The organism is Pseudomonas sp. HY2-MNA-CIBAN-0224 (genome assembly GCF_040310285.1).
In the GTDB taxonomy this organism is placed as follows: domain Bacteria; phylum Pseudomonadota; class Gammaproteobacteria; order Pseudomonadales; family Pseudomonadaceae; genus Aquipseudomonas; species Aquipseudomonas helleri.
Window position 1 is genome coordinate 319,858 of the sequence record NZ_JBEOPQ010000001.1, and the last position, 21,048, is coordinate 340,905.

The following is a 21,048-nucleotide window of genomic DNA, read 5'->3' on the forward strand; positions in this document are numbered from 1 at the left end:
CTACAAGTAGGGCGGCTATTAAGCCGGCATTACCCAAGGCTGTAGCGCGTAGCCTTCGTCGCTCAATTCGGTACGGGCCTGGGCCAGCAGGTTTTTCAGTTGGGTGGCATCAGACAGCGCGCTCAGCGAGATTTGTTTGCGGCCAATACGGGTGTTGGTGCGGTCAATAACTGTCAGGCTCAATTCGCCTTGGCCATCGGGCGCTGCCCAGGCAACGCACTGAAAAGGTTCAAAGGCGTGGCCGGCAATCAAAAGTGCTTCGTTGAAACGGAGCGGGGCGTTCATAGGGTCTTCTCTCATGTGTGCCCATCAAATGATTAACCGTCGGCTGGGCGTACCGTTCGGTTGGTTACTTGTACTGATGTCCTGAGACCTGCTTCGGGTCACACACGCGCGTCACTTTTTTAAAATTTTTTTTTACCTCATTGATTTAAATCAATTCTGAAAGGCTGCCTGCATCCGCTTAAATGGCTGTTGCAGCGGCATGATGTCACTTTGGGTTGGCAAAGTTTAATTGGCTATTACCGTTATAAAGAAACGGTTCAAGTCACTGCCAATCCAGTTGCTAACGTTACGCTCACCCATATCAACACTTTGTTTCTACGACTCTTTTTACTCAATGGCGCGAGGGATTAGCCATGCTTGGAATGTCATCACCTCGGCGTCTGTTAGTAGTAGATCCTTTCGAAGATTGTCACCAGTTATTACCAGGGCTTCAGAGTATCGGCTGGTCGGTGGACAGTTGCAGCCTGGAGTCCGTGATCGACCGATCGTGTGACGTCGGCTTGTTTCGTTTGCTGCCTGAGCACCTGGAGCGGCCCGACCCGCTCAAAAAAATGATCAACCGCAGTGGCACTCAATGGATCGCTGTCGTCAGCCCCGAGGTGTTGAAACTCAAAAATGTCGGGGACTTTGTCTGCGAGTGGTTCTTTGATTTCCACACCTTGCCTTTTGATGTGCCACGGGTTGAGGTGACACTCGGTCGCGCATTCGGCATGGCCCGGTTGCGTGATCAGGTGGTCAACCTTGTCGAGACTGAAGGGCATGATTTGCTGGGTGATAGCCGCAGTTTGCGCGAATTGCGCAAACTGCTCGGCAAATTCGCGCCCACCGAATCGCCGATCCTGATCCGTGGCGAAAGCGGTACTGGCAAAGAGTTGGTTGCGCGAACGTTGCATCATCAGTCCCTGCGTCCCGACAAGCCGTTTGTGGCGATCAATTGCGGGTCAATTCCCGAAAACCTGATTCAATCCGAGCTGTTTGGTCACGAAAAGGGCGCATTTACCGGCGCCCACCAACGCAAGATCGGGCGTATCGAGGCGGCCAACGGTGGCACGCTGTTCCTCGATGAAATCGGCGACCTGCCGCTGGAGTTGCAAGCCAGCCTCTTGCGGTTTTTGCAGGAAAAACACATTGAACGGGTCGGTGGCGGTGAACCTATCGCCGTCGATGTCCGAGTTTTGGCGGCCACCCATATCGACCTTGAAGCAGCGATCCAGTCAGGCCGTTTTCGCGAGGACCTGTACTACCGCCTCAACGTGTTACAGGTCTCTACCGTCCCGTTGCGTGAATTGCATGGCGACCTGAGCCTGCTGGCCAATCACTTTGCGCGCTTTTACAGCCAGGAGACTGGCCGGCGCCCACGCTCGTTCAGTGAGGGCGCCCTGATCGCGATGGGCAATCATGCCTGGCCGGGCAATGTTCGCGAACTGGCCAACCGGGTTCGTCGTGGCCTGGTGCTGGCTGAAGGCCGACAAATCGAAGCGGTTGACCTGGGCCTGGAGTCCCACACCACGACTCAGCAAGTCATGGAGACCCTTGAAGACTATAAACATCGGGCTGAACGGCAAGCACTGTGTGATGTATTGCATCTCCACTCGAATAACCTGAGCGTTGCGGCCAAAGTGCTCGGTGTGTCCCGGCCTACTTTTTATCGGTTGTTGCACAAGCATCAAATTCGCTAGGACGCGGTGGTTGTGCGGCAGCTGCCATCAGTGCGGCGAGGGCATAAACCAAAGGCTTGAGAGCATCAGCGGATTTCATTGCAGACTCCGAACTTTATTCACCAGACCAACGTGTTTCGTGTTCTTGTTGATTTAAACGGTAAGCAGAACAGAGCAATACCTGTGCCGTTGTTAAACAACTCTTTCAAAACAGTAAGTTGCAAGAACTTGTTTGGCGGTAACGCAGCACAGTGTTTCAAATATGAGTCGGATTAAGTGTTAACGCCTGTATTGGCAAAGCAATGATGTATCAACCTCTTTACAGTTTTGCTTAAAAGCCTTAAACCCCAGTGTTATAAGGCGTTAAGCCCCGGCGAGTGTTTCAGCGGGTTTACGCGAGTAAACGCTGTACGGCCGCAAAGGCCTGTTGCTGCCGAACGCCCCAATCACCGGTCAGAACTTGCAGCGGTTGCTGGTGCTGTTCGAGCCATTGCCGGCTGGCGTTGAAAAAAGCTTTGCGTTCGGCCAGCAGCGGTTGGCAACGCTGACCGTCTTGCGTCCATTCGACGTCGTCGGGTGATAGCAGCAAGTGCAGGTCGTAGTGACGGTTGAGTAACTGCGGCTCCAGCCAGTCCGGGCAGTCGCCAAACAACGTTTGGCTCCAGAGTATGTTGCTCAACAAGTGAGTATCCAGAATCAACAATTCAGGCTGCCTGGCGCGGGCGTGATCTTCCCAGTCGAGTTGCCCGCGGGCGATGGTCGCAATGTCGGCCAGGCAGGTATCGCGCGGGTTTTGCTCAATGAAGTAGCGCACATACTCGCCCACCAACACGCCACCAAAATGAGCCTGTAACTGCGCCGCGAGCCAGCTCTTGCCGCTGGATTCCGGACCTGCCAAAACCACGACCTTCATGTGCGCAGCACCACCACCAGCCCTGACATTGGCAACCCTTGGTTGAGAGAGAAAGCCGGGAATTGTACCCGCAGTCATCGCATCTTTGGGAATCCCTGCACACTACAGCTCTGCACACAGTCAGGGCAGTCAGCAGTGAGCCTTCGAAGACGCTTTAAATGCTGTAAGCGTACTTATATGGATACAAAACGCGCCCTTATTAGTCATGAGGCATGGAACCTGATCTCTACACTTTTTAATTATTGTGCCGTTCAGGACAACACCTTATGTCTGCTTCTTTACACCAACACACCCCATCGCTGATAGCGCTCGACCCACGCGGGCTGAGTATTCGCCAAGTGGCTTATTACCGCCAAAACGCTTAGGAGGCGGTGCAGGCGCGGACTAACCGACACGTCTTCAGCCCTATCGGCGTGCTCAAGGAGCAGTGGGATCCGCGCTTATCAGCCCTGCATGAAAACGACACGAGTGTCAGGCCCAACCAATGCATGAGTTACTCACTGTCCGGCCGCCTGCTGTTGAGTGACAGCGCCGATCAAGGGCAGGGGATCAGTTGGCTGGGCAATTGTGGTCAAGTCATCCAGCGCTGGGACTCTCGCGGCGCCTGCCAAACCTTCGAGTACGATCATTTGTTACGCCTGACCCGGGTATCTGAGCAAGCCAGTGATGAAAGCGCCCCCACGGTGGTCGAGCAGTTGACCTACGGGTCCTCAACTCCTGATGAGGCCATGCACAACCGTTGTGGCCGATTGATTACTCATGCCGATCCGGCAGGTGATGTGCGCTTTGAGTCTTACGACGTACTTGGTCAACTGTCGAAGCAAATACGCCGCTTCAGTGACGAACCGCAGGACAGTGAAGGTCATACCAGCACCTGGCGTTATCAGGCCTCAGGTGAACTTGCCCGGCAGATTGATGCCAAGGGCAATCTTCAGCATACGGGCTATGCCGTGGATGGCTTGCTGGCCAGCGTGAGCGTTAAGCTTGCCGGTGGCAGCGCTCAAACCTTGCTTGAGCAGCGGGTATACAGCGCGTCCGGGCAAGTGCTGAGTGAGCGCGCGGGTAATGGCGTTGTCAGCGCGCTTGAGTACAACGCACTTGATCAGCGCCTGCAGCGCTTGCGCAGCTATCGGTCGGGCAAGGCCGAAGAGTCACTGCAAGACCTGGCCTACACGTATGACCGTGTTGGCAATGTGTTGAGCGTAAGTGACGCGGCGCAGCCGGTGCAGTGGTTTGATAACACGCGAACCAAGGCGCAGAACACCTACCGCTATGACAGCCTCTACCAACTGATTGACGCCACAGGCCGTGAAAGTAGCCGCGCTGCCAGCGGGTCGGGGCTGTTGGATGCCGAGCCTTTTGGCTCGACCCAGGCCAATCTGTGCCGTCACTACCGGCAAAGCTACCGCTACGATGCCAGCGGCAATCTGAGCGCCCTGCGACACCTGCCTGCCCAGGCCACGGGTTACACCCGGCAGATGAGCATCGCCACCCATAGCAACCACGCTGTAGAACAGGCTCCGGCTGGATTAGCGCCAGGATTAGGCAGCGGGTTTGATAAAAATGGTAACCAGTTGGCACTGCAGCCGGGGCAGACGCTCAGTTGGAATGTGCGCAATCAGTTGCAGCGTGCCATCCAGGTCGTGCGCCCTGATGGTGAGGACGATGACGAAACCTATCGCTATGACAGCAGTGGGCAGCGAGTGCTGAAGATCCGCCGTAGTCTGTCCAAAAACAAGACCCATCAAACCACCGTACGTTGCTTGCCCGGCCTGGAGATCCGGCGTAATAGTGCTACCGGCGAGTGGCTGAACACCGTTATCGTCTCAGGCGCACTGCACAGCATCCGGATCTTGCAGTGGGAGCAAGGTCGCCCTGAGGGCATTGAAAATCAGCAAATACGCTTTGCTCTTTCGGATAACCTGGGCAGCAGTACGCTGGAGCTGGATGGCAGCGCTCGAGTGCTGAGTCAGGAAACCTATTACCCCTATGGCGGCACCGCCTGGTGGGCGGCAAAGAGCGCGGTTGAAGCGTCCTATAAAACCATTCGTTACTCGGGTAAAGAGCGCGATGCCAGCGGTCTCTATTACTACGGGTATCGCTACTATGCGCCGTGGCTTGGGCGCTGGATCAATGCCGATTCAGGCGCAGACATCGATGGTTTAAACCTGTACGCAATGGCACGTGGCAACCCCGTCAGTTATGTCGACAGCCAAGGGATGGCGTCGAAGAAAGTGGCCTTAGGCGGCCCGGTCAGTCGTTTTTCGCAGATTCGCGGCGCAGCCGCACGCTTCTCCGAACGAGTTCGCCCGGCCTTGCAGGCGGCAAGCTCGGCTGCCATCCGTGACTCATTGGCGACCTACGCAAGCAACGCGCTTGGGGTGGGGGTCGATCTGCTGTTGTTTGCAGGCAGGCAACCGACCCGCGTCTTGAATAACGTACTGAGGCAAGTCGTTGCGGGGCTGGATTCCCTGGCAGTCTTTCACATGACGACGGGATTATTGGGTAATTGGACCCGGTTCAGCCCGCTGGCTGGAATAGCAGCTCTTGCAACTGCCGACAGAGGCTTTGCAAGCATGAACGATACCGGCGCAGTTGACCTTGAACAGGAATGGGACCCCGTAGCCCGACAGCGCTTGATTGGACATGTAAGGGCGTTTTCCAGGGAGGTAGGGCAACAAGTGGTACGAGGTCTGGGTACGACTGTGTCATGGGGGCAAACGCCGCTGGCTGCACGAGCCCCTAGAACACTGATGGCCGCAGCGGCTTATGGTTTGGCCACGGTGCCGAACGCGATTTACAGCGGTTCAATTCCCGAATCTTTAATTCCCAATGTCGGGCCTTTTATTGAGGCTTATGATGCCGCGGCAGGCAGCGCCATTCGGGCTGGTCACTCAACCTCTGTGTACGACGCTCATGTCGACGCCATTCAACTGCCTGACCTTGCGGCCACTGGCCACGGCGGGTTAAGCCGAATGTTCAATCAAGCGTGGGGGTATTGGTCGGGGGCGGGGATGGAAGCCATCGCCGCTTATGCCACTGGCCAGTCCGCTTCCGGGCAAAGCTCGAGGGCCCGTTTCTGGGTCGCTGCGGCACGCGGAGTGGCGACGGCGCTCACAGAGTTCCGTGGCATTTTGATGCTAACCGCCAGACAGGGTTACAGCCGCTTATCAAGCCTGTGGCGCACATCATCACGCTAAGTGTTGTACGCCTGGACTGCAGAGTGACGCACAGAGGCCGGTCGGCCTCTGTGCAAGTGTGATCAGGACAAAAAACCGCCATCCACATTCAACGACACACCCGTGGTGTAGCTGGACGCATCGCTGGCCAAATACAGCACTGCACCGGCCATTTCGTTCGGATTGGCCACACGCTTGAGCGGGATCTGTTGCAGTGCGCCTTTGAGAATGGCGTCGTTCTTGACCAGCGCCGAGGCGAACTTGGTGTCGGTCAGGCCTGGCAGCAGTGCATTGCAGCGGATACCAAAACCCGCACACTCCTTGGCAAAAACTTTGGTCATGTTAATGACTGCAGCTTTTGTCATTGAGTAAATGCCCTGAAATGGCCCCGGCGAGACACCGTTGATCGAGGCCACATTGATGATGCTGCCGCCGCCGTGTTCGCGCATCAGCTTGCCGGCTTCAACCGACATAAAGAAGTAGCCACGAATGTTCACGTCGACTGTTTTCTGGAACGCGCCCAGGTCAGTATCCAGGACGTTACCAAACTGAGGGTTGGTCGCCGCGTTGTTGACCAGAATATCGAGGCGGCCAAACTCTTCGCGAATACGCGCAAAGGTCCGGGTGATTTGCTCCATTTCACCAATGTGGCAGGCCATGGCTGTCGCGGTGCCGCCATTGGCAATGATCGCCTCAGCCACCGGCTGGCAACCTTCGAGCTTGCGGCTCGAGACAATCACATGGGCGCCTTGCTGGGCCAGAAGCTTGGCGATGGCCTCACCAATGCCGCGACTGGCGCCGGAAACAAAGGCGATTTTGCCGTCAAGGTCGAACAATTGAGTCTTGGACATGCTGATTCCCTGTTTATCGCGGGCTTAAAGGCTGGACTGGCGGATGACCTTGAGGCTCATCTGCTCAAGCAGTGCGTTCATATGTACGAACGGTGCAAAGCGTTTGTCCCGGGTCTGGCCGTGGTAGTAGCGGTAGTAAATTTGCTGAACGATACCGGCCAGACGAAACAGCCCGTAGGTGTAGTAAAAGTCGTAATTATCGACCTGAATCCCTGATCGTTCGGCGTAGTAGTCGACGAACTCGCGGCGGGTCAACATGCCGGGGGCATTGCTGGGCTGGCGGCGCATCAGTTGGACCGGTGCCGGGTCGTCAGCTTCGATCCAGTAGGCGAGGGTATTGCCCAAATCCATCAATGGGTCGCCAATGGTAGTCAGTTCCCAGTCCAGCACGCCGATGATCTGCATCGGGTTGTTTGGATCAAGGATCACGTTGTCGAAGCGGTAGTCATTATGAACAATCGCAGGGGTTGAATGGTCTGCGGGCATCTTGGCATCAAGCCACGCCTTGACCTCTTCCCAAAGCGGAGCATCGGGAGTCAGGGCTTTTTCATAGCGATCGCTCCAGCCCGAGATCTGGCGCTGGACATAACCTTCTGGCTTACCCAGTTCGCCCAGACCGCAGGCGGCGTAATCAACCCGATGTAACTCCACCAGTTTGTCGATAAAGCTCTGGCACAGACCTTGGGTGTCGTCGGCGCTCAACGCCAGTTCGCGCGGCAGGTCTGAGCGCAAAATGATGCCCTTGACCCGTTCCATCACATAGAATTCGGAACCGATCAGGCTGGTATCGGTGCAATGGGCATAGGCTTTGGGGCAGTACGGGAACGCATCCTTGAGTTGGTTGAGAATGCGGAACTCGCGGCCCATATCGTGAGCCGACTTGGCTTTATGGCCGAACGGCGGGCGGCGAAGGACCAACTCAACGCCCGGGTACTCAATCAAGTAGGTCAGGTTGGAGGCCCCACCCGGAAACTGGCTAATTGCCGGTTGCCCCGAAAGCCCCGGAATATGAGCTTTGAGGTAAGGATCAATCTGGCTGGCGTCGAGCTCTTCGCCAGAACGGATACGGGTAGATGAGTCGGTAAGCGTCATGTTTATCTCTTCTGCTTATTTTTGTGACCTGACAACATTCGCTAATCTAATGCGCCGTAACGCCAAGCACAGCCTTAATAGGTACGCGTGTTAGTGAATAATCAGTGTCCTTGATTGGCATTGAGTGAAGCACAGCTAAAAAAAAACCGAAGCACGGGGCTTCGGTTTTCAGGATGTTGCGTGTGGCTTACGACGGGAAAAGTTCGCTCAGCTTCATGGCCAGCATCATGTCGCCTTCAGCGCGCAGCTTGCCGCCCATGAACGCTTGCATGCCGTCGGTTTCGCCGCTGACGATGCCTTCCAGGGTTTCGCCGTCCATCACCAGAGTCACTTGTGCGTCCGGGTTTTCGCCTTCCAGCAATTCGCACGTGCTGTCTTTGACTACCAGCGAGAAGTGCTTGTCTTCATCAATGCGAAAACCGAATACCAGGTCCAGGCCGGCAGCAGCGGCTGGGTTGAATTTGGCTTTCATTGCTTGAACGGCATCAGCTACAGAAGTCATGGTTCGATCCTTTTAGGGTGGGTTACGGCGACCCGCAGGTCGCGGTTGCCAGCGCTCATCGGTAGGTGATCAGCGATGGCGTCTTCAACAACTGCAAATGCACATGGTTGTTGAAGGAAGCCAGGGTTACCTCACGGCCACGGTACTTGAGTTGGCTGAGTGAGGTATTGACGATTTGCCAGGTCAGCTTGAAGGCTTCGCTGGCAGGAATTTGGGTCAAAAGGTGGAGCAGGGCAGTGATGCTGCCGCCGGAAGTGAACACGGCAATGTTTTGTTTATGCCCGGCGTGGTCAAGCACGCGATTGAGGCCGCCTTGTACGCGCTCGACAAAGGCCAACCAGCTTTCGATCTGCGCGGTGTCATAGGTACCGCTGAGCCAGCGCGCAATAATCAGATCAAAGATGCGCTGAAACTCTTCTGGCTGTTCAGCTGCATTTTTCAGCGTGTGCAGGGCGTTCGGTTCTTGCGGCAAAATGCCTGGCAGCAGGGCATCGAGAATCCCGAACGCATCAAACTCATTAAACGCCGGGTCTATTTCCAGTGCGGGCGTGGGTAAGCCGGCGGCAGTGAACTGGGCGAGGGCATGTTCTGCGGTGTGTTGCTGGCGCAGTAAATCACCCGACAGACAGCGATCAAAGCGTATCCCCAAGTCAACCAGATGCTGACCTGTGATTTGCGCCTGACGTACACCCAGCGGCGACAGCACGTCGTAGTCGTCTGCACCGAATGAGGCCTGCCCATGTCGAATCAAATAGATGATGCCCACGTCCGCTTCCCGGCACGTTGAAAGTCTGGCGAGGTTAGGAGGATGCCGGGAGCCTGTCAATAAAAAAACATACGCTTGTTTGAATTGTCTGTAAGCACCGTCGACAAGGTGTTTCACGGCTGGCAGCCCCGGTATCACGTCGGTATGCTGGGCAGCATTACGTGGCCCTGTCCCGAGGGCTGCAAGCGTTTGTAAGGAGAGGCTGTGGAATTTCTTGCCGAATACGCCAGTTTTTTGGCTAAAACCGTCACCGTGGTGGTTGCCATTCTGGTAGTCCTGGTGACCCTCGCAGCATTGCGTGGCAGAGGTCGCAAGACTGCCGGGCAATTGCAAGTCAGCAAGATGAACGAGTTCTATAAAGGCCTGCGCGACAAGCTCGAGCAATCACTGCTGTCCAAGGATCAACTCAAGTCGTTGCGCAAGCAGCAGGCCAAGGCCGATAAAAAGCTGAAGAAACAACCGGAAGAAAAGCCACGGGTCTTTGTATTGGACTTTGAAGGTGATATTAAAGCCTCGGCAACCGAGAGCCTGCGCCATGAAATTACGGCATTGCTGACGCTGGCCACACCGGCTGACGAAGTGGTTTTGCGCCTGGAAAGCGGCGGTGGCATGGTCCATAGCTACGGTTTGGCCTCATCGCAGCTGGCGCGTATTCGTCAGGCCGGCATCCCGCTGACGATCTGCATCGACAAAGTGGCCGCCAGCGGCGGTTACATGATGGCGTGTATCGGGCAAAAAATTATCAGTTCGCCGTTCGCGATTTTAGGGTCTATCGGGGTGGTGGCGCAGTTGCCAAACGTCAACCGCCTACTTAAAAAGCACGACATTGATTACGAAGTACTCACCGCTGGCGAGTACAAGCGCACGTTAACGGTATTCGGTGAGAACACCGAAAAAGGCCGTGAAAAATTCCAGCAGGACCTGGATATCACTCATCAATTGTTCAAGAACTTCGTGGCCCAGTACCGCCCGCAGTTGGAGATTGATCAGATTGCCACCGGGGAAGTCTGGCTAGGTGTGGCTGCGGTGGACAAGTTGCTGGTCGATGAGTTGAAAACCAGCGATGAGTACTTGTCAGAGCGTGCCAAACAAGCGCAGCTGTTTCATTTGCATTATGCCCAGCGTAAAAGCTTGCAAGAGCGTGTTGGCCTTGCCGCCAGTCACTCTGTTGAGCGCGTGGCTGACTCACTGTGGGGGCGTTTGACCCAACAACGTTTCTGGTAACGAGCGTCCCGGTTGCGATTTGATTGCGCAACCGGGTTTTTATTAAATGTGCGTTACTTATATAGGCGGCTTGTTCGAATTACAGTTGCATTCACACGCTGAACCATCAGGTATTCAATTAAATTTATCTGTGCTCTGTCTATAAGCTGATTTTTCAACTTTTAGATGAGGGCTTATGCCATGACAGACACACAGAATGTCCCCGAGTTATCCCCCGCCCAAGTAACCCCTCTCACTGCTGAGCAATGGCTTAATACTGAAGTGCAACACCCTCATCAGAATTTTATTGAGCAGCAATTGCCTGCATGGTTCAAGGATGCATCGCCGACATTGCGCGAAACATTGCGCCAAACCATGCTGCAGTGGCACACGGCTCAAACCGAAATTTCCCCTGTATTCGCCAGTATCCAGTCGATAGAACAGTTTGCTGAGCCCTTATTGAAAACCGCCTTGACGGCCCATGGATGGGGCACTATCAACCTCAGGACCCATGGTTTCAAACAGGTCCGTTTGTTAAGCAATGCGGTCTTGTTCTTAGCCAATCAGCAAACGAGTCTGGTCGATAGTCTGGCCAAATTGATATTGCCCGAGTCTTTGATCCCCACGTCTCTGGAAATCAATCTGATTTCCAGTACAAGCCACCATGACGTGATGCAGGCGGCCTTACAGAATTTTGAGCACGCTGAAACAGTCAAGGGTGGATTTGACCCGGGCACAATCCTTTACAACGTTCAAAGCAACGGGTTTGTTAATTTACCGGAGTATGAACCTGAAAAATTTGCTCGCATCTGCCGCGACCTCAATCTTGGCGAGCAATATCAGTCGCACCTGGACAGTATCTTCACGCCCGTTGAAAAAGACTATGAGGTCACGGATCAGCGCTCCAAAGCCTTTCAACTTAAAGTGGCGTTCATTCAAAATAAGCGTCTTGAGTTTACCGCTGAGTTGCACGTGGCGTTCATGAAGCGGCATGTGGCTGTCGAAAACTATAATTTCATACTGGCTGAGCTCTTGAACAATCAACTCGCCTGGCACAATAGGCGCAACGTTCACAGCACGTTAGAGATTATGGGTTTTGAAGTGCCCGGGATGATTATCTGGTGGCCCGAGAAGCTGCAGGCGAGTCAATTGCAGCGCTGCATCGTGTACTTGCCACAGGCGCCAAAACAGGCATTTTACGAATTCGCAACTATCGATCAGTTCAAAATTGATTTACGTGAGCTGCTTAGACAGCGTGAATTTTCAGACTATTTCGTGAAGTTGGTACCGTTGCGTTATCGTGCTGAATTTATCAGAAGGATCGATCTTAAAAAAGCTGCTTGGGATTCTTTGTTATTACGTCGCCCGCCTATTATTAATGCACCTGCCATTTTCGGCGAATCTAAATTAATTGCACAACTGGGTGATCCTTTTGAAAAGGCCTGGCAACTGCAACTGTCGCAGATCAAAGATGACGCCCGCCTGCTGGCCGTACCTACTGCAGACGAAGACAGCCAATCGCGCCTTGCACGGCAGGCAGCGTTCTGGAATGCCGGACTAAGTGCCCTGACGCTTGCGATGGGGTTTGTGCCAGTGGTGGGAGAAATGATGTTGTTATTTGGTGTGGTTCAGTTGGGCGTTGATATCTACGACGGTATTGAAGCCTGGGAGCGTAACGATAAAGTTGCAGCCCTTGAGCACCTGTTTGATGTGGCGCAAAACCTCACAATGGTCGCGGCACCAGGGGCGGCCAAATCATTAAACTCTTCACCGGTGGTTAATCGTCTGACCCAAATTACTCTGGGGACTGGCCAGAAACGCTTGTGGAAGCCAGACCTGAAACTGTATGAGCGTCGACCTGAAATTTTGTCAGGCCTCAAACCTGATGCTAATGGGTTGTACCAGTTAAAGGGCGTGCACTACCTTGAACTTGAGAAAAAGGTTTATCAAGTGCGGGGAGAAGTAAGTTCGGGGAGGATGTCTATAGAGCCGGTACTAAAACCGGATGCTTACAGCCCCATCTTGAGACACAGCGGCAGCGGGGCATGGACCCATGAGTTTGACGCGCCGATGCAATGGTCTCGCTTGCAGCTATTTCGGCGCCTTGGGCCCGACACTCAGCTATTTTCCGATGCTATGGCCGAGCACATCTTATCGCTGAGTGGCACGAGCGAGGCGCAGTTGCGAAAGATGTATGTTGATATCCTGCCAAGACCTGCGCTGTTGGCCGACAGCATCAAGCGCATGCGTTTGAGTGAACAAGTCGAAAGTTTTAGTTCACAGATGCAACAGGGTTTGCATGGCAAGGCTGACTTGGCAGCCATGCAACTCGAACTGCTGCCCCGATTGCCCGGTTGGCCAGACGATCAAGGCTTGCGCGTGGTAGACCTGCAGCGAGGTACCTTCAAAGACCTCGGTGTGAGCCCTGAAAGAGTACGTGCCAGGACGGAAATCACTCAGGCGCGCATTGATAAGGGCGAATTACTCATGGCAACACTGGAGTCCCTGACGGGTACACAGATCCAGACGCTGCTGGAAGAGCTCGTCATTGGCACTAAAGATCAAGCGTTGGCATTGGCACGTAAACTGGGCAACCTGGCTCAATCAACCAAGCGTGAACTGGTGGCACGCCTTTATACGGCTAACGAAAGCCTTGACCCGGGGCTGAGAAACATAAGGCTGCAGTTCCCTGGCTTGCCGGTAGGCGTCCTGGAAGAGTTGGCCAGTCACCTTTCGCAGGAAGAGTTGACGGGGCTGACCTATCTTGCTCGCTTACCATTGCGTGCTGGCGAAGAAGCGCGCCGTTACGTACAAGAACTGCGTTTAAATCGCGCTTTTGAAGGAATTCTTTGCGAAGCCCTGAGCAACACTGACAGCCAGACACTGGCCTGGCACACGATGCCACAGCTGGCTGGATGGCCGAAAAAGGTGACAATTTCTGTCCGCAATCATTTAAACAACGAGCAGTTGAGCGTCATTGAAGGTGAGACAGGAACATCTAGGCGTGAAATTTTTAAAAAGGGTGAGCTCTATGAGTATTCCGGCGCAAGCACCGGCCAACCCTTCACAAGCCCGGATCTGACAGCCTGCGTGTACAAATCGTTGACTGATAATGAACGTAAAGGACTCAATGGCGGTGCACCATTGTCTTATGCAGCGTTCATGTCGAACATAGCAACGCTGGCAACCCAGCAGCGAAGCGGCTCAGCAAAGGCTATGGGCATGCAAGATATCAAGCCCTGGTTCAAGTCTCCCATGCGTCTTGCTGACGGGAGGGTCGGCTATACGTTGGGCGGGAAGGCCGGGCGTCTCAGCGAAGCAACCAAGGCGCCGATATTAAAGGATTTGGTTCAAGAGCTTTATCCAAACATGTCGGAAGCTCAGACAGGCCAGTTTCTGCGTAATTTGCAGCTTTCACCGGAGTTGGTTGCAAGTGAGTTGGTGGCGCGCAAGGCAGAACTGGATATGTTGCGTAAAACCTTGCAGGAGTGGGAAGAGGCCAGTGTATGGACCTATCCAGTCAGAGGGTTGCGCACGTTGGTACCGATTCAAACCAAACGTGCCATGAGTCGAGTACTGATCCGCGCCTGGCGCAGGTTGAGTACGGAGGTAAGTCTGGAGGGGGTTGCCGGGTACGAGTTAAATCTTAATGGCTGGCCGGTCGATGCCTTGCCCTCTTTCGAAGCCAATTTTAGTCATGTCCTCTCTTTGTACCTGGCCAACACCACCTGTAAGGTTCCCGCTGTCTTGCTGGATAAATTCACCGAACTGCGCCATCTGTCACTCAATACCACTCAGTTGACCGAGCTTCCGGCCTCTATTGCCAATATGCCAGAGCTGACACATTTGAATCTTCGCAACAATCAAATTGTGTTGACCCCTGAGAGTGTGGAGGTCTTATCGGCGATGACAAAGCTGAAGACGCTGGTATTGACCGGTAACCCGCTGGGTAGAAGTTTTTCGGTGCAACAGATGCCCGACCTGCAGCATTTAATTCTGCGCCACACCGGCTTGAACACCTGGCCGACAGGGATTCAGGCACTCAATCATTTGCAAACACTGGACCTGCGCAACAACACCATTAGCCATATCCCGGAAGAAATGCTCACCCAGGCAATGGCTTCTATCAATCGGGTTACCTCCTTGCACGACAATCCGCTGACTCCAGACTCGGTAAGGCGTTTAAATCTATACCGTGACAATCAGCAAAATACGCTGAGCATGGCGAGGGGCCGTGAGCATGCCACAAGAGTTCAGGGCATTGATCATTGGGCTGACGAACCTTCTGCTGTGCAAAGCAGTCTATGGGCGGCTTTGGCGCGCGAACCCGGCTCTGCTGATTTTTTTGCCGTCATTGAAGACCTGAGTACGTCATCGCAATTTGCAAATGCCAGAGTGGATTTGACTCGGCGCGTCTGGGCGCTGCTGCAAGCGGCCCATGACAGCACTGAGCTACGCAACCGTTTGTTCGGTCTGGCCGGACATCTGAGCACCTGTGGTGATGGTATTGCGATGGTGTTTGCTGAACTTGAATTGGATCACCTGGTGTTTCTGGCGGAGCATTCAGCCCATAGCGAAGACGCAATGCTTAAGCTGGCACGCGGGATGTTTCGTATCGATATGCTCAACAAGCATGTCTTGAGCATCATCAGTGCGCGCATCAATACCATCCATGCCACTCAGAATGAGTATGTACAGCAACTGCAGGAACTGGTTGATGCCGCAGGCACGAATCTGGCACCAAGGCCTCTGGCCGAGATGCCCGCAGTGGAGCGCCAAGGTGTTGCCTATCGGCTGGGTTCTGCAGAGGGTATAAGGTTGGCCGCTTTGCTCAGCCCGGGAAGCGTGCAACAACAGATAGCGCGTCTTGATCCGCTGGAGATCCAGATGTTTTACCACGTCAATCTGGCCAATTCACTGGAGCTTCCGGCACGGCCTACTAGCATGCGCTTCGGCAACATTGCCAACGTATCCGCTGCGGAACTCGAGTCCGCCAGGCAGTACGTACTTGATCAAGAACAGATGCCTGCATTGCTTGAGTCCATCTCAGGGCAGGATTTCTGGGGCGATTATTTGCAGAAAAAAACGCCGTCGGCATTCACCGCGGTAATGGACAGGTATCAGGCGCTGCTTGATGAGGTGTACTCGCAGCGTGCCACGCTCAGCAGTGATGAATACAAGCGACAGTCTGAAAGAGTGGGCAATGAGCGCAAGAAGGCTATTGCTGAGGTGGTTACACAGCTAACGAAATTGGTCCTTGAGACCCATCCACTGGCGGTTTCTAAAGCGGGAGAAACACGATCCACAAGGGTCTAAAGGCGCATAAACAGCCCTGAATGCTGATCAGGGCTGTCATTTATGGCTTAACGACGACGGAACAAAGGCATCGGCTCGTCGGTTGAAGACTGGTAGGTCACCGAAAAATCTTTCAGACCTTCCAGTGCTTCATACGGGTCTTTGTCAGCGCGAATGGCAAACGCGTCAAAGCCGCAGCGGTGAAGATAGAACAACTGGTCACGCAGTACATCGCCAATGGCGCGCAACTCGCCTTTGAAACCATAGCGGTCGCGCAGCAGGCGGGCGTTGGAGTAGCTGCGGCCATCGGTGAATGCCGGGAAATTCAGGGCAATTACCTGGAAGTGTTCAACGTCCTGGCCAATCTCTTCGGCTTCTTCATCGCTGTCCAGCCACACACCCAGGCCGCCGTCACGGGCTTTGAGGGCGTGAGCATGCTCGCGCCACAATGCCAGCGGCACGATCAGGTCGTCACAGTTGGAAATACCGTCGAAGGTCGCGTCCTTTGGCAGCAAGTGCCAGGTTTCGTCGATAACTTCGTTGTTCTTAATTATTCGCTGCATAGACGCGCTCCTTGAAAGGGTCGATGCCGATACGTTGGTAAGTGTCGATAAAACGCTCATCTTCATTGCGTTTTTCAACATAGACGTCGATCAGCTTTTCAATCACATCCGGCATGTCATCTTGCGCGAACGATGGGCCAAGGATCTTGCCCAGGCTGGCATCACGGCTGGCGTTGCCACCCAGCGACACCTGGTAGAACTCAGCGCCTTTCTTGTCTACACCCAAAATACCGATGTGACCGACGTGGTGGTGACCACAGGCGTTCATGCAACCGGAAATGTTGAGGTCCAGCTCACCGATGTCGAACAGATAGTCCAGGTCTTCAAAACGGCGCTGGATCGATTCGGCAATCGGGATCGACTTGGCGTTGGCCAGCGAGCAGAAGTCACCGCCCGGGCAGCAGATCATGTCGGTCAGCAAACCAATGTTCGGCGTGGCGAAACCTTGTTCGCGCAACTCGCCCCACATGGTGAACAACTGGCCTTCTTCAACATCGGCCAGGATGATGTTCTGCTCGTGGGAGGTGCGCAACTGGCCGAAGCTGTAGCGGTCGGCCATATCGGCAATCGCGTCCCACTGTTTGTCGGTCACGTCACCCGGCGCAACACCGGTGGGTTTCAACGACAGGGTAACGGCAACATAACCCGGTTTTTTGTGGGCCAGGGTGTTGCGGCTACGCCAGCGGGCAAAGCCTGGATGCTGCTTGTCCAGTTCGGCCAGTTCAGCACCGAAGTCAGGCAGGGCTTTGTAAGCCGGGTCAATGAAGTGCTTGGCGATCCGTTGAACTTCAGCTTCGGTCAGCGTGGTCGAGCCGCCACGCAGGTGAACCATTTCGGCCTCAACGCGTTCAGCGAAGACTTCAGGCGTCAGGGCTTTTACCAGGATCTTGATCCGGGCCTTGTACTTGTTGTCACGACGGCCATAACGGTTGTAAACACGCAGAATGGCTTCGAGGTAGCTCAGCAAGTCTTGCCACGGCAGGAATTCATTAATGAACGCGCCGACCACCGGCGTACGGCCCAGGCCGCCACCCACGAGCACACGGAAGCCCAGTTCGCCAGCTTCGTTGAACACAGGCTCCAGGCCGATGTCGTGTACTTCGATGGCTGCGCGGTCAGACGCCGAGCCATTGATCGCAATTTTGAACTTGCGTGGCAGGTAGGCAAATTCCGGATGGAAGGTGGTCCACTGACGAACGATTTCGCACCATGGGCGCGAGTCAATCAGCTCATCCGCCGCCACACCGGCGAACTGGTCGGTGGTGACGTTACGCAGGCAGTTACCGCTGGTCTGGATGGCGTGCATTTGCACGGTGGCCAGTTCTTCCAGAATATCGGGCACGTCTTCGAGAGCCGGCCAGTTGAACTGTACGTTCTGGCGGGTACTGATGTGGGCGTAGCCCTTGTCGTAGTCGCGGGCAATCTTTGCCATCATTCGCGCTTGACGCGAAGTCAGTTGGCCATACGGCACGGCAACCCGCAGCATTGGCGCAAAACGCTGGACATAAAGGCCATTTTGCAGGCGCAGAGGGCGGAACTCTTCTTCGCTCAGCTCCCCTGCCAGGTAGCGTCGGGTTTGATCTCGGAACTGCTTTACGCGGTCCTCGATGATCCGCTGATCGTACTCGTCATATACGTACATATAGGTCCTGTTCTCAGGCTGCTTACAGCTTATCTGCGCGCACGGCCGCGCACTCCCCACGGAGCGGTCGCAAGATACCAGTTTGTAGTTATGCGCAAAAGTGATGTTTAAGCATATGCAAAGAACCAAAGCGACTATAAGAGGCTGATTCTCAATCACTTACTTGAACAAAGGGTATTGCGGGTCTTTACTTAGAGACATTCTTCTAAGCATTCACCCATAAAACCGAAAAAAGGCGATGCTATGAGAACTCAAATGAAAGTGCGTAAAACCAGCAGCAAAGTCGATGCGTGGGCCATTCTTTTCCTGGTCATCCTGGTAGCGGCCACCGCGCTGTTCTGGAGCAGCCATTCATAAACGGTGCCTCCTGGGCCATCGAGTATCTTCAGTATTCCCCAATCGGTTTCCTCTCCTTCGGGAGAGGGCAGTGAGGGGGCTATTGCTTTATGTACACATTCATTGCTCGCTGACAGAAAGACAAGCGCGGCTTTCTCACTGCCCGGATGCGTGCTATTGCTGTAGTGGGTTCATCACGGATGGAACCTTTTGCGCAGGCTCATCCTCAGAGTCTGAAACCGTCACCGAAACGTTCAATGAGGTGCATCTATGCCAGTCAAACATGATTTGCCATTGGATTTGGGCTTCTCCAAAGAGGCTCTCGACACGCTTAAAGGTCAAGACCCGCACTTGGCTGCGTTAATTGAGAAATACACAGTGGCTGACAAGCAGGTGGTAGAGGCCGAGGCGCCCAGTGCGCTGGGTGTGACTGATGAAGTGTTACTGGCGCTCAAGGAGAAGCGGCTGAAAATCAAGGACGACATCGTAAGCCGTCTGGCCAGCCAGGCGGCCCGCTAATCCTTTGAAGGTGTTCTTGGCGGCCAATTTTTTGCACGCTGCAGATGTTTCTGTCTCTGTGCCGTAGTAGGGTTGGCGTGTTCAAGAACACCACTCCCAGGAAGCCGAAATGTCCAACATCATCAAAATCGTTGCTGTATTGCGCGCCAAGGCCGGTCAAGAAACGACCGTCAAACAAGCGCTGCTGACGTGTGTGAAAGGCTCGAGCGAAGAAGAGGGCTGCACGTTCTACGATCTGCATATTGACCGTACAGACTCGCAGCGCTTTGTGTTTATCGAAGGCTGGAAAGACCTGGCGGCCATCGAGCACCACAAAACAACGCCACACTATTTAGCAATGGCCAAGGCCGTTGCGGACTTGCTGGAGCACCGTGAGGTGCTGGTGCTGGATGAATTGAGTCTCTAACCCGTAAACGGCGGCCTTGAAAGGGCCGCCGTTTTTAGTGGGCCTCTTAAAAGCTCGCAGCGTCCAGCTCATACAATGATTCGCTGCCCGCGCGTATCGACTGTTCCAGCCCCGTGATGCGTGGCAAAAGCCGCTTGAAATAGAACGTCGCTGTGGCCAGTTTGGCCTTATAAAACGCCGGATCTGCCTCAAGGGAACCCTGCGCAACATCCGCCATGCGCGCCCACAACCAGGCGTATGCCACATAACCAAAGACCTGCAGATACTCCACCGAGGCCGCGCCGATTTCATTGGGGTTGAGCTTGGCCTGCGCTTGCAGCCAGTCGCTCAAGTCTTCAAGCCGTTGCACCGCTTGTAACAGTTGGTGCTGATAAGGCTTGCCCGGTTGCGCGGCAAACTCGCGGATCTGCGCGGTGAACAAACGCAGCGCTACGCCGCCATTGGCAATGACCTTGCGGCCCAGCAAGTCCAGCGCCTGAATACCATTGGTGCCTTCGTAAATTTGCGCGATGCGAACATCGCGCACCAATTGCTCTTGTCCCCATTCACGAATATAACCGTGGCCTCCGAACACTTGCTGGCCCAGTACGCAGCTGTCGAGCCCGGTGTCAGTGAAAAAGGCCTTGGCCACCGGCGTCAGTAAAGCCACCAGCGCTGCGGCGTCCTGCTGCTCTTGTGCATCGGTTGAATACTTGCTCAGGTCCAGTTGCTGGCCGACATAGCTGGCAAACGCGCGACCGCCTTCGGTCATGGCCTTCATGCTCAGCAGCATGCGCCGCACATCAGGGTGAACGATGATCGGGTCGGCCATTTTATCGGGCGCTACTGCACCGGTTGGCGCCCGGCTTTGCAGGCGTTCGCGGGCGTAGGTACGGGCATTTTGGTATGACGTTTCGGCACAACCGATACCCTGAATACCGATGGACAGGCGCTCGTAATTCATCATCGTGAACATGGCCGCCAGACCCTTGTTGGCTTCGCCGATCAACCAGCCTTGGGCGCCGTCAAAGTTGATCACGCAGGTTGCGGACGCCTTGATACCCATTTTGTGTTCAATAGAACCGCAGCTCACAGCATTGGCTTGAGCCAGCGTGCCGTCGGCATTAACCAGCACCTTGGGCACCAGGAACAGCGAAATGCCGCGTGGACCGGCCGGCGCGTCCGGCAGTTTGGCGAGGACCAGATGGACAATGTTCTCGGTCAGGTCCTGATCGCCACCGGTGATGAAAATCTTGCTGCCACTGAGGCTGAAGCTGCCGTCGGCCCGGGGTTCGGCACGGGTGCGGATAAGCCCCAGATCGGTACCGGAATGGGCTTCGGTGAGGCACATCGAGCCTGCCCAGCGACCTTCATACATCGGCGGCAGGTACGTTTCTTTAAGCGTCGTGCTGGCGTGAGCGTCAATGGCCAGGCAGGCGCCGGATGTCAGCGCCGAGTACAGGGCAAAACTGGAGTTGGCGGCGTAGAGCATTTCTTCAAATTGCACGGCGAGCATCTTGGGCATGCCCAGCCCGCCAAAGTCCGGGTTACCAGACAGGCCAACCCAGCCGCCTTCTATATACGTGTTATAGGCCGCCTTGAACCCTTGCGGCGTGCTGACCTTGCCCGCGTGCCATTGCGCGCCTTCTTCGTCGCCACTGCGATTGAGCGGGGCGATCAATTGGCTGGTGACTTTGGCCGCTTCTTGCAAAATTGCGTCAGCGGTGTCGACATCGACGTGCTCGGCCAGGGCGGGCAGGCGCGCCCATAGCGCCGGCGCGTCAAAAACTTCGTGCAGCACAAAACGCATGTCACGCAGCGGGGCATTGAATTCAGGCATCACAAAACCTCGTCAAACA

Annotated in this window: 15 protein-coding genes and 1 pseudogene; 6 read left to right on the plus strand and 10 right to left on the minus strand. The window is 54.8% G+C overall.

All coding sequences use genetic code 11. The features are described 5' to 3' along the window. Window positions 1-18: 18 nt before the first annotated feature. Window positions 19-285, minus strand: coding sequence for a hypothetical protein (locus tag AAEZ03_RS01650; protein WP_153335391.1), 267 nt, complete (start codon window positions 283-285; stop codon window positions 19-21). A gap of 353 nt (window positions 286-638) precedes the next feature. Here AAEZ03_RS01650 and AAEZ03_RS01655 point away from each other — a divergent pair, with 353 nt between their 5' ends. Then, window positions 639-1,964, plus strand: coding sequence for a sigma-54 dependent transcriptional regulator (locus AAEZ03_RS01655; protein ID WP_350575421.1), 1,326 nt, complete (start codon window positions 639-641; stop codon window positions 1,962-1,964). On the opposite strand, the pseudogene AAEZ03_RS29215 reads toward AAEZ03_RS01655, so the two are convergent. Both AAEZ03_RS29215 and AAEZ03_RS01660 read right to left on the minus strand, forming a co-directional pair. Then, window positions 1,933-2,043 (minus strand): annotated as a pseudogene (locus tag AAEZ03_RS29215) (amyloid-like fimbrin subunit FapC); the annotation flags it as partial. The gene AAEZ03_RS01655 and the pseudogene AAEZ03_RS29215 sit on opposite strands and share 32 nt — an antisense overlap. Before the next feature lie 291 nt (window positions 2,044-2,334). Further along, window positions 2,335-2,856, minus strand: a complete 522-nt coding sequence (locus AAEZ03_RS01660) for an AAA family ATPase (protein ID WP_278938857.1) — start codon at window positions 2,854-2,856, stop codon at window positions 2,335-2,337. Window positions 2,857-3,344: 488 nt separating this feature from the next. Between AAEZ03_RS01660 and AAEZ03_RS01665 the strand changes: the two genes are divergently transcribed. Next, entirely contained in the window at window positions 3,345-6,056 is a 2,712-nt protein-coding gene (locus AAEZ03_RS01665; protein ID WP_350575425.1) for an RHS repeat-associated core domain-containing protein, read from the plus strand. 62 nt (window positions 6,057-6,118) lie between these two features. On the opposite strand, the gene AAEZ03_RS01670 is transcribed toward AAEZ03_RS01665, so the two are convergent. The 4 genes from AAEZ03_RS01670 to AAEZ03_RS01685 all read right to left on the minus strand — a co-directional run bounded on the left by AAEZ03_RS01670 (window position 6,119) and on the right by AAEZ03_RS01685 (window position 9,246). Then, window positions 6,119-6,886 (minus strand): SDR family oxidoreductase, encoded by a 768-nt coding sequence (locus AAEZ03_RS01670; protein WP_350575428.1) that lies wholly within the window; start codon window positions 6,884-6,886, stop codon window positions 6,119-6,121. 24 nt (window positions 6,887-6,910) lie between these two features. Next, window positions 6,911-7,978, minus strand: coding sequence for a phosphotransferase family protein (locus tag AAEZ03_RS01675; RefSeq protein WP_350575431.1), 1,068 nt, complete (start codon window positions 7,976-7,978; stop codon window positions 6,911-6,913). A gap of 187 nt (window positions 7,979-8,165) precedes the next feature. Further along, window positions 8,166-8,480: an SCP2 sterol-binding domain-containing protein gene (locus AAEZ03_RS01680; RefSeq protein WP_123749121.1), complete on the minus strand. Its 315-nt coding sequence runs from the start codon at window positions 8,478-8,480 to the stop codon at window positions 8,166-8,168. Between the two features lie 55 nt (window positions 8,481-8,535). Continuing rightward, window positions 8,536-9,246: a histidine phosphatase family protein gene (locus tag AAEZ03_RS01685; RefSeq protein ID WP_123749122.1), complete on the minus strand. Its 711-nt coding sequence runs from the start codon at window positions 9,244-9,246 to the stop codon at window positions 8,536-8,538. 204 nt (window positions 9,247-9,450) lie between these two features. Between AAEZ03_RS01685 and sohB the strand changes: the two genes are divergently transcribed. Next, window positions 9,451-10,470 carry a protease SohB gene (sohB, locus tag AAEZ03_RS01690; protein WP_350575435.1) on the plus strand — a complete coding sequence of 340 codons (1,020 nt, stop codon included), beginning with the start codon at window positions 9,451-9,453 and terminating at the stop codon, window positions 10,468-10,470. 180 nt (window positions 10,471-10,650) lie between these two features. Then, the gene (locus AAEZ03_RS01695) at window positions 10,651-15,765 is read left to right on the plus strand and encodes an NEL-type E3 ubiquitin ligase domain-containing protein (protein WP_350575438.1); all 5,115 of its coding nucleotides are present in this window, start codon (window positions 10,651-10,653) and stop codon (window positions 15,763-15,765) included. Between the two features lie 47 nt (window positions 15,766-15,812). On the opposite strand, the gene AAEZ03_RS01700 is transcribed toward AAEZ03_RS01695, so the two are convergent. After that, entirely contained in the window at window positions 15,813-16,307 is a 495-nt protein-coding gene (locus AAEZ03_RS01700) for a DUF934 domain-containing protein (RefSeq protein WP_153328907.1), read from the minus strand. Then, window positions 16,291-17,949 (minus strand): nitrite/sulfite reductase, encoded by a 1,659-nt coding sequence (locus AAEZ03_RS01705; RefSeq protein ID WP_350575441.1) that lies wholly within the window; start codon window positions 17,947-17,949, stop codon window positions 16,291-16,293. The genes AAEZ03_RS01700 and AAEZ03_RS01705 overlap by 17 nt, the downstream gene beginning before the upstream one ends. Before the next feature lie 606 nt (window positions 17,950-18,555). On the opposite strand from AAEZ03_RS01705, the gene AAEZ03_RS01710 reads away from it, so the two are divergent. Continuing rightward, complete coding sequence (locus AAEZ03_RS01710) at window positions 18,556-18,804, plus strand: DUF465 domain-containing protein (protein ID WP_048371676.1); 249 nt, start codon at window positions 18,556-18,558, stop codon at window positions 18,802-18,804. A gap of 109 nt (window positions 18,805-18,913) precedes the next feature. Beyond that, the gene (locus AAEZ03_RS01715; protein WP_350575445.1) at window positions 18,914-19,210 is read left to right on the plus strand and encodes a putative quinol monooxygenase; all 297 of its coding nucleotides are present in this window, start codon (window positions 18,914-18,916) and stop codon (window positions 19,208-19,210) included. A gap of 46 nt (window positions 19,211-19,256) precedes the next feature. Here the strand turns inward: AAEZ03_RS01715 and AAEZ03_RS01720 are convergent, their stop codons facing one another. Further along, window positions 19,257-21,029, minus strand: coding sequence for an acyl-CoA dehydrogenase C-terminal domain-containing protein (locus AAEZ03_RS01720; RefSeq protein WP_350575447.1), 1,773 nt, complete (start codon window positions 21,027-21,029; stop codon window positions 19,257-19,259). Window positions 21,030-21,048 lie beyond the last annotated feature (19 nt).

Excerpts from the sequence above, each read along its gene's own strand:
- AAEZ03_RS01680 (WP_123749121.1), bottom strand. The coding sequence starts at position 8,480 with ATGACTTCTGTAGCTGATGCCGTTCAAGCAATGAAAGCCAAATTCAAC.
- AAEZ03_RS01655 (WP_350575421.1), top strand. The coding sequence starts at position 639 with ATGCTTGGAATGTCATCACCTCGGCGTCTGTTAGTAGTAGATCCTTTC.
- AAEZ03_RS01705 (WP_350575441.1), bottom strand. The coding sequence starts at position 17,949 with ATGTACGTATATGACGAGTACGATCAGCGGATCATCGAGGACCGCGTA.
- AAEZ03_RS01700 (WP_153328907.1), bottom strand. The coding sequence starts at position 16,307 with ATGCAGCGAATAATTAAGAACAACGAAGTTATCGACGAAACCTGGCAC.
- AAEZ03_RS01695 (WP_350575438.1), top strand. The coding sequence starts at position 10,651 with ATGACAGACACACAGAATGTCCCCGAGTTATCCCCCGCCCAAGTAACC.
- AAEZ03_RS01665 (WP_350575425.1), top strand. The coding sequence starts at position 3,345 with ATGAGTTACTCACTGTCCGGCCGCCTGCTGTTGAGTGACAGCGCCGAT.
- AAEZ03_RS01715 (WP_350575445.1), top strand. The coding sequence starts at position 18,914 with ATGTCCAACATCATCAAAATCGTTGCTGTATTGCGCGCCAAGGCCGGT.
- AAEZ03_RS01710 (WP_048371676.1), top strand. The coding sequence starts at position 18,556 with ATGCCAGTCAAACATGATTTGCCATTGGATTTGGGCTTCTCCAAAGAG.
- AAEZ03_RS01670 (WP_350575428.1), bottom strand. The coding sequence starts at position 6,886 with ATGTCCAAGACTCAATTGTTCGACCTTGACGGCAAAATCGCCTTTGTT.
- AAEZ03_RS01720 (WP_350575447.1), bottom strand. The coding sequence starts at position 21,029 with ATGCCTGAATTCAATGCCCCGCTGCGTGACATGCGTTTTGTGCTGCAC.
- AAEZ03_RS01660 (WP_278938857.1), bottom strand. The coding sequence starts at position 2,856 with ATGAAGGTCGTGGTTTTGGCAGGTCCGGAATCCAGCGGCAAGAGCTGG.
- AAEZ03_RS01675 (WP_350575431.1), bottom strand. The coding sequence starts at position 7,978 with ATGACGCTTACCGACTCATCTACCCGTATCCGTTCTGGCGAAGAGCTC.
- AAEZ03_RS01650 (WP_153335391.1), bottom strand. The coding sequence starts at position 285 with ATGAACGCCCCGCTCCGTTTCAACGAAGCACTTTTGATTGCCGGCCAC.